Below are 7,870 nucleotides of genomic sequence, written 5' to 3' on the forward strand. Positions count from 1 at the left end.
GCTTCCAGTCAACGTCTTCAGGCTTCATCGGCTTCTGACGGCGAAGTCCTCGTCCCCCGAGAGAGACGCATCGCCGGTCTACATGAGCCGCAATTGACCGTCCGGAGACGGCAGGAGCCTGAATGCGTGACGCCGTTTCCAACGATCCAGTCCCGGTCTCGTTGTTGCGACGTGTTCTTGACGAGGTGCTTGCGGACGAGCGCTTCGCCGATCGAAGGCGGATCTCGACGGTGGTGCTTGCGGAATACATCCAGACGCAGATCGCCACCGGCGAACGCGACATCGATCGCCTCAAGGCGGCGGCGTTCCGACGTCTGACCGGGGCTTGATGCCGCTGCTCGTCGACGGGTGAAATGGCTACGAAATGTGAACTGGTTCACATTTGCCGCCGGCTGCTACTGATAAGATGCTGCCGCTGGGGGATTTCAGGGGTCCAGTATGTAGGCGCCGCCGGGACACGAAATTTCGAGCCCGACGGCGTATGTTTTTGGCAGGCAGTTCCAGGTCTGGGCTAGGAGGCTTCGGGTGGGCACTCCGGACAGCTATCGTCGATGCAATCCAGGATCTCTCGCATTTCTGCGACAGCTTCATCGGCGGAGAAGCCAGGCGGCGGATCCTGGCGAGCGATATCTAGGGCACGCTCGCGCGCGTGCGGGTCGGTGCGGTTCTGCATCCAGCCGTGCTCATCGCACTCGATGATCGCGCCAACCTCCCGCAGCACGGAGATCGCCCATCCCCGCAGCGTCCGGATCGCAGGCCTACGCTCCTTCATCGTCAGCATCGTCATCGCTCCTGGCGGACGAATCCTTGCGGCCCGCGATCGTTCCGCGCTGCTAACGCAGGGTTCGGATTCGCGATCGGAAGGGCCGACGCTTTTCCACGTGTTCCATCGGCCTGCTGAGCGTCCAGGCAAATTGTGCAACGGCCGTTGCACAATTTGGCGCGCGCGGTTCAGGCGGCCCCCCTGTCCTCCTTGTCGGCGCCGCGCATGACGATCCGGAGCGCGTCGTCCGGAAGGGACCGTTGCAGCGCCCTCGCCTCGTCCCAGGGGCGCGCATCCAGACCTCGCGCTCCTCCTCCGTGGTCAAGATGACGGGCATCGCCTTCGGATGGATGGGCGCGACGACGGCGTTCGGCGAGGTCGTGAGAAAACCGGACACCAGGTGAGGTCCCGGAATCGGCTTGGACCTGGTGCCGCGGTCGCCCTTGAACTCCGTCCAGATGCCGGCGAAGCAGAACAGCGGTCGGCTTTCGTCCAGTGCGAACCACAGGACGTCCTTCTTTTTGGTCTCCGGATTCGGCTCCGGAGCGTATTCGGCGAGGCTGTTGGCTGGCACCAGGCAGCGGTTCTCGGGCTTCAGCCAGCCGCGCCAGTGAGGCGATGACGTGTTGCGGATGTTCGTAACCGGCGGACCGCCGGTCCGGGGCGGTGGCGGCATGCCCCAGCGCATCAGCACCATCTCCTCGGCGTCGCCCGCGCTGCGGATCACGGGCGCCGGATAGTCCGGAAAGACGCCCGGCATCGGTGCGAGGTTGCCGACGTATCGGTTTATCCGCCTGAACAACGCGGCGATCGCCGCCTGGTTGGTCGTGATGGAAGTACAGGTTGCACATGTCAGCGCTCGTCTCCCGGATACCAAGGCTCGAATTCGAGCGTGTTTTCCTTGCGCAGGCGCACGATATTAGCGCCGACCCGACGGCCCCGCAGCGCTTCGCTGCAGTGCCGGCAACGCAGCGACGTTTGGGGTCGACCACCGCGGGCGGCGATCCGGTCCGGACGGGCTGACGTCGGCGGCGACGTTCGCCAGAACGATCTGCCGATGTTCGACGGACAGGATCGCGTTTTCGCATTCTTGCCTCTCCGGGGCTCGCCTCCGCCTTTCGCTGAGCAGCCCTGTCCGTCGTCCCGAATCAGGGCCTCGCCCTTTGCCCGGGCCTCCGCCGCCTGGGCGGCGAGGATGGTGGTCATGGCGCGGGCGCGGCCAAGCTCCATAGCGAGAGCCTTTCGATCGCCTCCGGACAGCGGAGTCGGATGGTGCTTGGGGGCCATGGTCACGCCCGCCGGCTAAGGCACGCCGTATGACGGCCAGCAGCCGTCTTCCTCATGACGCCCGGTCCGCTTGCGTACAGGTGTCGTCCAGCAGGCGCTGGCCGAACCTCCTTCCAGATCGCGTTCCGGAACCGAGAGCCGGACGGCGTCTACCCTCTGGATCTCGACGGTCCGGCCGCAGCGGCGGCAGCCCACCCTCAGGAGATGCCGGGCAATTTCGGCCAGCCGCAGCGCGGCCGGCGATCCGGATCGCCTGGCGCCGGCGCTCGCGTCCGCCAGTAGGGCCTGCCAGTATTCACGCGGCAGGTCGTCGTCCGGAGCCAGTCCGCGTCCTGGCCGGCGGCGAAGCCCAAGCGACCAAGACCAGGAAACTTGAGCGCCGGGCGCCGAACGTCGAAGCCGAGCACTGCGCCGAAGAAGTTCACCTCGAAGCCCTCGACCCATCCGATGGCGAGGCCGACGTATCCGGCGATCGAGGCGTAGAGGCCGGTGCGCGATGGCGTGACGCCGATCCATCGGCCATCGTACGGGAAGTCCTTGCCGATCGCGGTCGGTGGCAGAACCGCGCGCAATTCGGGCACGGCGTTCAACGCGGCCTGCACGAAGGTGTTCGAATTGGGGCCCAGCCAGGCGTTGTAATCGCCGTAATTCCGGAATTTGTAGTTCTCGATGACGTACCGGATTTTCGGAATGAGCTCTACGGCGCGCTCTCCGTCGACGGCGACGATCGTCTCCGGCAGCGCGCCGAACCAACGACCGTCGGGCGCAAAGCCGTTCGTCCGGATCGGCTCGCCCCACGCCGTGTAGTCGTATCGGCTGTAGGTCGGTGCGCCCTTTTCCTTTACGACGATCCAAGTGTGGACCGCGAAGATGCCACGCCATCGGACCGTACGCGCGCCGAACACCCGGATCACCGCCTCCGGATGCGCGACAGCCGGCGGCAAGAGGCCGGCGCTGGACCGGTCGGCGGTCTGCCAGTTCCCGCGACCATCACCAATCCAGAAATATCGGGCGGCCGACGCGGCGAGCGGCGCGACCAGGAGCAGCAGAAGAACGAGCAAGAGCTTTTTCAACGGAAGGAATGCTTCGAATGCGAGCTTCCATATAGTCCGTGAAGGCGCCCACGCCAGCTGATGGGCATCTATTCGAAGCAGGAGGTGAAGCGGATAGAGGCCAGACGGCTGAATTCGGAACCGCGACGGCATTCTCGCGATTGTTTGGCATGATCGATTTCCTCGAAAGCGCCGTAGCTCCGTCCGCCATCGAACGGGCGATGGAGATCTTCGAGAAGTTCAAGGATCGCGATCGGGCCGAACTGGTCCAGGCGAGGAAGGCGCTCACCGACCATATCTTCGGCCTGATTGCGGCCGGCGAAACCGACGAACAGAAGCTGGTCGTCTCAGGTCTGTCACACCTGAAATCTTTGGAGAAGATGGTGTCGGAAGAGGCCAAGAGGGTCGGCTCGCATTCGGGCAGTGTTGCAGAGCAGCCGGAAGGCAAGTCGCTCTCTGACAAGACCTCACCGTGAGTGCCAACGAAGTTGTCGAAGCCCTGCTGGGCATCCTTCTGGTCGGGCTCGCGCTACGGGACGTCTTCGACACGGTGGTGGTGCGGGGAGAAAGCGCGCCTTGCGCGTTGCTCGCCGCCTGCTCTTGGCGATACTGCCGGGTATTTCTCGGCGGGACGCCGGCGTGTTGAAGATTACGACCACCTCCGGCCAGCCACCCTCGGCGGCGCGACACCCGGCATCGTCATCCTCTATCTTCACGACGGTGGCGACGTTCTCGGATCGGCGAAGCGTACCGAAATTTCGTCGGACAGATTTCCAGACGCGCCGGATCGGCGGCGTCCATTGCGGATGACGCGCTTGAAGCGGCAACCTGGTGGCCGATCAATGCACAGTGATGGGCAGCCGTGCGAACCCTCTAAGCACGTTGTTCGTGGCCCGCCTGGGTTCGCCCAGCTCGAAGCGACCCACGCGCCGCGCGAAGGCCTTGACCAAGGCCGTGATCTCCAGCTTCGCCAGATGCATCCCGACGCAGACATGCGGTCCGAAACCGAAGCCCAGATGATCGCGCGCGTCGCGCTTGACGTCGAATGTTTCCGGATCGCGCCACTTGCGCTCGTCCCGGTTGGCCGAGGCGTACAACAGCAGGAACCGGGCGCCGGAGGGAATCGCCTCGTCGTCATAGCTCAATTCGCGGGTGCTCACGCGCGTGAACCCGCGGATCGGAGACTCCAATCGGATGGCTTCGTTGATGGCACCGGCAATCAGGGATTCATCGGAACGGACCATTTCCCACTGCTCCGGGAATCGGCCGAACAGCCAGAGGAGGCTTCCCGTGGCCAGGATCGTCGTATCGAGGCTGGGACTGACGTAATCCCTCATCATTGCGGGACATTTCCAATGCGGAACACGACCGTCATCGGCTGCCCGCCAGATAGCGGCAGCCCAGCCGTCGGACGAAAGACCGGCGAGCGTGTCTTCGTCGGTGCAATAGCGATGCAGTTCCTGGATGTGAGGGAGCGCCTCCCTGCCCCGCTCGTTCATCGTGCCCAGGGCGTCGAAGGTGGCGCTGGCCCATCGAAGCATGTTCGCGCGCCCGCCTTCGGGCAGACCTACTATCTTCGACACGATCGTCACAGGCAGATGCTGGGCGCATTCGGTTATGCCATCGAAGCTCTTCTGCCGCATAAGACGGTCGACCAGACGCTCCGCCTCTTCTTCGATCGCCGGCGCTATCGGTGCAAGGGCCGGCGCGGCGAGAGGACCTTTGATAACGCGCCGCATCTTGTTGTGTTCGGGCGGATCGGTCGTGATGGTATTGCCTAGCGACTGGGTATTGATGACGTCGTTGGCGGCTACGCCCTGCGCGGACGAGAAGGTGTTGTATTCGCGAAGCGCGGCGCGCACCTCTTCGTAGCGCGCCAAACACCAAAGATCATGCTTTGGTAAGAAGACGGCGGGCCCGAGATCCCGGATCGCACGATAGTGCCCGTACGGCTCCAGTATCGTATCGTCCGCGTAGAGATCGACGTCATACGTGTGCATCGGCGCGCTCCCGTACGATCTCGTCCTCGCGGAGGTCCTCCGTCCAGGGGTCCTTCCGAAACTCTTCCAGGTTCGGCTTCAGCCTCGCCGAAAAGCCGGGAAGGTCGATGTCGTGCAGGCTTCTGTCGCCGCGGATGTCCAATGCGTGAGCCGCGGCCTGCCCCATCGCGAAGCAGGGTCCCATCACTCGGACGGACGCGAGCGCCGCGGTATCGCCGTCGATGCAGCGGCCAGCCGCTATCAGGTTGTCGGCATCCCGATGAACCATGCTCCGGAGTGGCACGTAGTGCATGTGATCGTCGCCGTCGAACGTCTCCCAACTCACGCCTTCGGCGGTGTCGTGGGCTTCCACGGGCCACGAGCAGCGCGCCACCGCGTCTTCCGGCCTTTTCCCACTTCGCACTTCCTCGATCGAAAGCTGGTGGGCGGACACGAACCACCGCGTCTGACGGATTCCCGGAAGCCCGTAGGCGCGGATACGCGCGTCCCTCATCGAGGGGAGTTCGGTCCGCAGGAAGGTGAGTATCCTGTCGGCCTGGTCGCGTCCTTCGAGGGCCGCGCGGCTGGATCCGATCGGATCGGTCGGATTCGGCATATGGGTCAGGTTCACGGTCGCGACGTTGCGGCCGGGGAACGCGAAGATGAAGCCGTCCTCGCGCGCGAGCCCGTATTGGCTTCTCTTTTCCTTGAGAACCTGCGCCACATGAAATCCGTCGAATTCGGCGACCGCGCGCTGGTCGAAATTCTCGATCGTGACCATCTGCGTGCCCCAATGGGGCGTCGTGGCCTCCCTGACCTCCAGGCCGGCGTGCCAGGCAACGGTCGCGTCGCCGGAGGCGTCGACGACGCCCTTGCAGCGCACTTCGAGGTCTCCCCATCGCGTGGCCACATGAAGAGAGGTGACTTGGCGACCATCCATCCTGACTTCGCGAAGGACCGCGCCCAGCACGACCTCCACGGTCGAATTCGACGAAGCTTCCTCTGCCCAGCGGCCGCAGATGGTTTCGTCGTACTGCAGGACGAGCGAATTCAGCGCCCGTCGTGCATGAAGAGCCTTCGCCGCGTCGAGATAGTGGAGCATTTCGTCGACGGCCCCGAACGTCACCCGCCGCGGTCGGGGCCCGTTCGAATACAGCCCGCAGATGGTGCCGAGAAGCGTTCCCACCAGCTGACCGCCGAGCGTCGGCATCGCTTCCAGGAGAACCGTCCGCCGCCCGAGGCGAGCCGAGGTCAGGGCAGCCATGATTCCGGCGGCCCCTGCCCCGACTACGCATACGTCGGCATCGATCGTCTGTTTCTCGATCGTCTTGCGGACAGTCCGGGTTTTCCTGTCGATCATGTCATCGCTCCACGAAGTCCGTGGTCAGGCCGAAGCGGCGCTCGGTTGGTGGTCGGTCGCAGGCGATGCGGCTTCAAGGTGAACCGACCGGTCGTAGATCCTCATCAGGAAGAATGACGCGACCGTCACGATTGCGATCGGAACGGCGGCCGCCCAGAACAGCTGCGCGACCGGCAGCGCCATCGAAAGCAGGATCCCGCCGATGAAGGGGCCGACGATGGAGCCGACTTTGCCGATCCCGAGGGCCCATCCCAGTCCGTTGGCGCGAATAGGCGTCGGGTAGATGCTTCCGGCGACGCCGTGCAACGAGTTCTGGACGCCGATCGTGAAGAAGCCCGCCGCCGTCGCGGCCGCGAGCAGCAGCGCCTCGGACGAATCGAGCACGCCGAGGGAAGCCACCACGGGACAGGCGATGAGCGCCGAACCCACCAAAGCCCGCAGTCCTGAGCGGTCGATGATGTAGCCCACGATCAGGCCCCCGGCGGCGCCGCCCATGAAGAAGCATGACAGAGCCAAGGCCGCAGCGCTTCTCGGCAACCCGGCCGCTTCGATGAGAACGGGTAGCCAGCTGACCAGCGCGAATAGCGTGATCGAGTTCGCCACGTAGACGATCCAAAGAAGCGGCGTCATGATCGAGCGGCGCTCGGCGAAAAGCTGCACGAACGGAGAACCTGCCGCACCATCGGCCGCCCGAGCCGGGAAGCGTCCTTGGTCGTCCACCGAGTTCTTCGCGGCAAGGAAGCTCTGCGATTCGGGCAGCATGAGCATCAGCGCGGCGGTCAGCAGCAGCGAAGCCGCGCCGCCGATCTGAAAGATGACCGGCCATCCGTAGGCGGGCACCAGCTGGGCCGAAACGATGCCGCCGAAAGTGCCGCCGATGGCGTAACCCGCGAAGATGGTCGTGATCGCCGTGACGCGAAGGCTCTTGGGGGCGAACTCGTTGGTCAGCGCGACGGCATTGGGGACTGCGCCGCCCAGGCCCACGCATGCGACGAACCGATAGATCAGCAGCTGATCCAGGCTCGCGGCCCAGCCCGTCGCATAGGTAACGACGCCGAACAGAATCGAGCCGATCGCGATGGCCTTCGTCCGTCCCCAGCGGTCCCCCACGAAACCGAAGACGATGGAGCCGACCAGCAGGCCGAACAGCCCTGCGCTGAACACTCCTCCGACGGCAAGCTTGTCGACCTTCCATGTGCGGGTAAGTTCGGGCACGGCGAACGAAAGCGCGGCGACGTCGTAGGAATCTGCGACCATCAGGAAAAAGGACAGGGCCGTGACCCGGATCGTCGATCCGGTCGATGGACTCGACGCGTATGGAGCCGCTCGCGACATGTGTTTCTCCCTGTTCGATCTTGTTTCGGGACCAAACTAGGCGCTGGACGACTGTTGGCAAATGCCGGAATATGCCTGAGTCATGCCATCAGGG

7 protein-coding genes and 2 pseudogenes are annotated in these 7,870 nt (G+C 64.5%); 2 read left to right on the forward strand and 7 right to left on the reverse strand.

Annotated features, from left to right (window positions below; genetic code table 11):
- Positions 1-122: 122 nt before the first annotated feature.
- Positions 123-329, forward strand: coding sequence for a hypothetical protein (locus JOY90_RS04000; protein WP_291689865.1), 207 nt, complete (start codon positions 123-125; stop codon positions 327-329).
- Between the two features lie 182 nt (positions 330-511).
- Here JOY90_RS04000 and JOY90_RS04005 read toward each other — a convergent pair whose 3' ends face one another.
- From JOY90_RS04005 to JOY90_RS04025, 4 genes and pseudogenes are all read right to left on the reverse strand, one after another.
- The gene (locus JOY90_RS04005; RefSeq protein ID WP_291689866.1) at positions 512-781 is read right to left on the reverse strand and encodes a hypothetical protein; all 270 of its coding nucleotides are present in this window, start codon (positions 779-781) and stop codon (positions 512-514) included.
- Between the two features lie 170 nt (positions 782-951).
- Positions 952-1,614 (reverse strand): annotated as a pseudogene (locus JOY90_RS04010) (SOS response-associated peptidase).
- Position 1,615: 1 nt separating this feature from the next.
- A complete protein-coding gene (locus JOY90_RS04015; RefSeq protein WP_291689867.1) occupies positions 1,616-2,050 on the reverse strand; it encodes a hypothetical protein in 435 nt (144 codons plus the stop codon).
- 335 nt (positions 2,051-2,385) lie between these two features.
- Positions 2,386-3,111 (reverse strand): annotated as a pseudogene (locus tag JOY90_RS04025) (DUF3750 domain-containing protein); the annotation flags it as partial.
- Between the two features lie 161 nt (positions 3,112-3,272).
- Between JOY90_RS04025 and JOY90_RS04030 the strand changes: the two are divergent.
- Complete coding sequence (locus tag JOY90_RS04030; RefSeq protein ID WP_291689868.1) at positions 3,273-3,578, forward strand: hypothetical protein; 306 nt, start codon at positions 3,273-3,275, stop codon at positions 3,576-3,578.
- Between the two features lie 363 nt (positions 3,579-3,941).
- On the opposite strand, the gene JOY90_RS04035 is transcribed toward JOY90_RS04030, so the two are convergent.
- The 3 genes from JOY90_RS04035 to JOY90_RS04045 are packed head-to-tail and all read right to left on the reverse strand — an operon-like array spanning position 3,942 to position 7,776.
- Positions 3,942-5,102: a cytochrome P450 gene (locus JOY90_RS04035; RefSeq protein ID WP_291689869.1), complete on the reverse strand. Its 1,161-nt coding sequence runs from the start codon at positions 5,100-5,102 to the stop codon at positions 3,942-3,944.
- Positions 5,089-6,441 carry an FAD-dependent oxidoreductase gene (locus JOY90_RS04040; protein ID WP_291689870.1) on the reverse strand — a complete coding sequence of 451 codons (1,353 nt, stop codon included), beginning with the start codon at positions 6,439-6,441 and terminating at the stop codon, positions 5,089-5,091. The genes JOY90_RS04035 and JOY90_RS04040 overlap by 14 nt, the downstream gene beginning before the upstream one ends.
- Positions 6,442-6,465: 24 nt before the next feature.
- A complete protein-coding gene (locus JOY90_RS04045) occupies positions 6,466-7,776 on the reverse strand; it encodes an MFS transporter (protein ID WP_291689871.1) in 1,311 nt (436 codons plus the stop codon).
- Between the last annotated feature and the right edge of the window lie 94 nt (positions 7,777-7,870).

The sequence above is a fragment of the Bradyrhizobium sp. genome, assembly GCF_019242285.1.
GTDB lineage: Bacteria > Pseudomonadota > Alphaproteobacteria > Rhizobiales > Xanthobacteraceae > Bradyrhizobium.

What these genes read in the sequence shown, in the direction of transcription:
- JOY90_RS04045 (WP_291689871.1), bottom strand. Translation starts at nt 7,776, where the DNA reads ATGTCGCGAGCGGCTCCATACGCGTCGAGTCCATCGACCGGATCGACG.
- JOY90_RS04035 (WP_291689869.1), bottom strand. Translation starts at nt 5,102, where the DNA reads ATGCACACGTATGACGTCGATCTCTACGCGGACGATACGATACTGGAG.
- JOY90_RS04005 (WP_291689866.1), bottom strand. Translation starts at nt 781, where the DNA reads ATGCTGACGATGAAGGAGCGTAGGCCTGCGATCCGGACGCTGCGGGGA.
- JOY90_RS04030 (WP_291689868.1), top strand. Translation starts at nt 3,273, where the DNA reads ATGATCGATTTCCTCGAAAGCGCCGTAGCTCCGTCCGCCATCGAACGG.
- JOY90_RS04040 (WP_291689870.1), bottom strand. Translation starts at nt 6,441, where the DNA reads ATGATCGACAGGAAAACCCGGACTGTCCGCAAGACGATCGAGAAACAG.
- JOY90_RS04000 (WP_291689865.1), top strand. Translation starts at nt 123, where the DNA reads ATGCGTGACGCCGTTTCCAACGATCCAGTCCCGGTCTCGTTGTTGCGA.
- JOY90_RS04015 (WP_291689867.1), bottom strand. Translation starts at nt 2,050, where the DNA reads ATGGCCCCCAAGCACCATCCGACTCCGCTGTCCGGAGGCGATCGAAAG.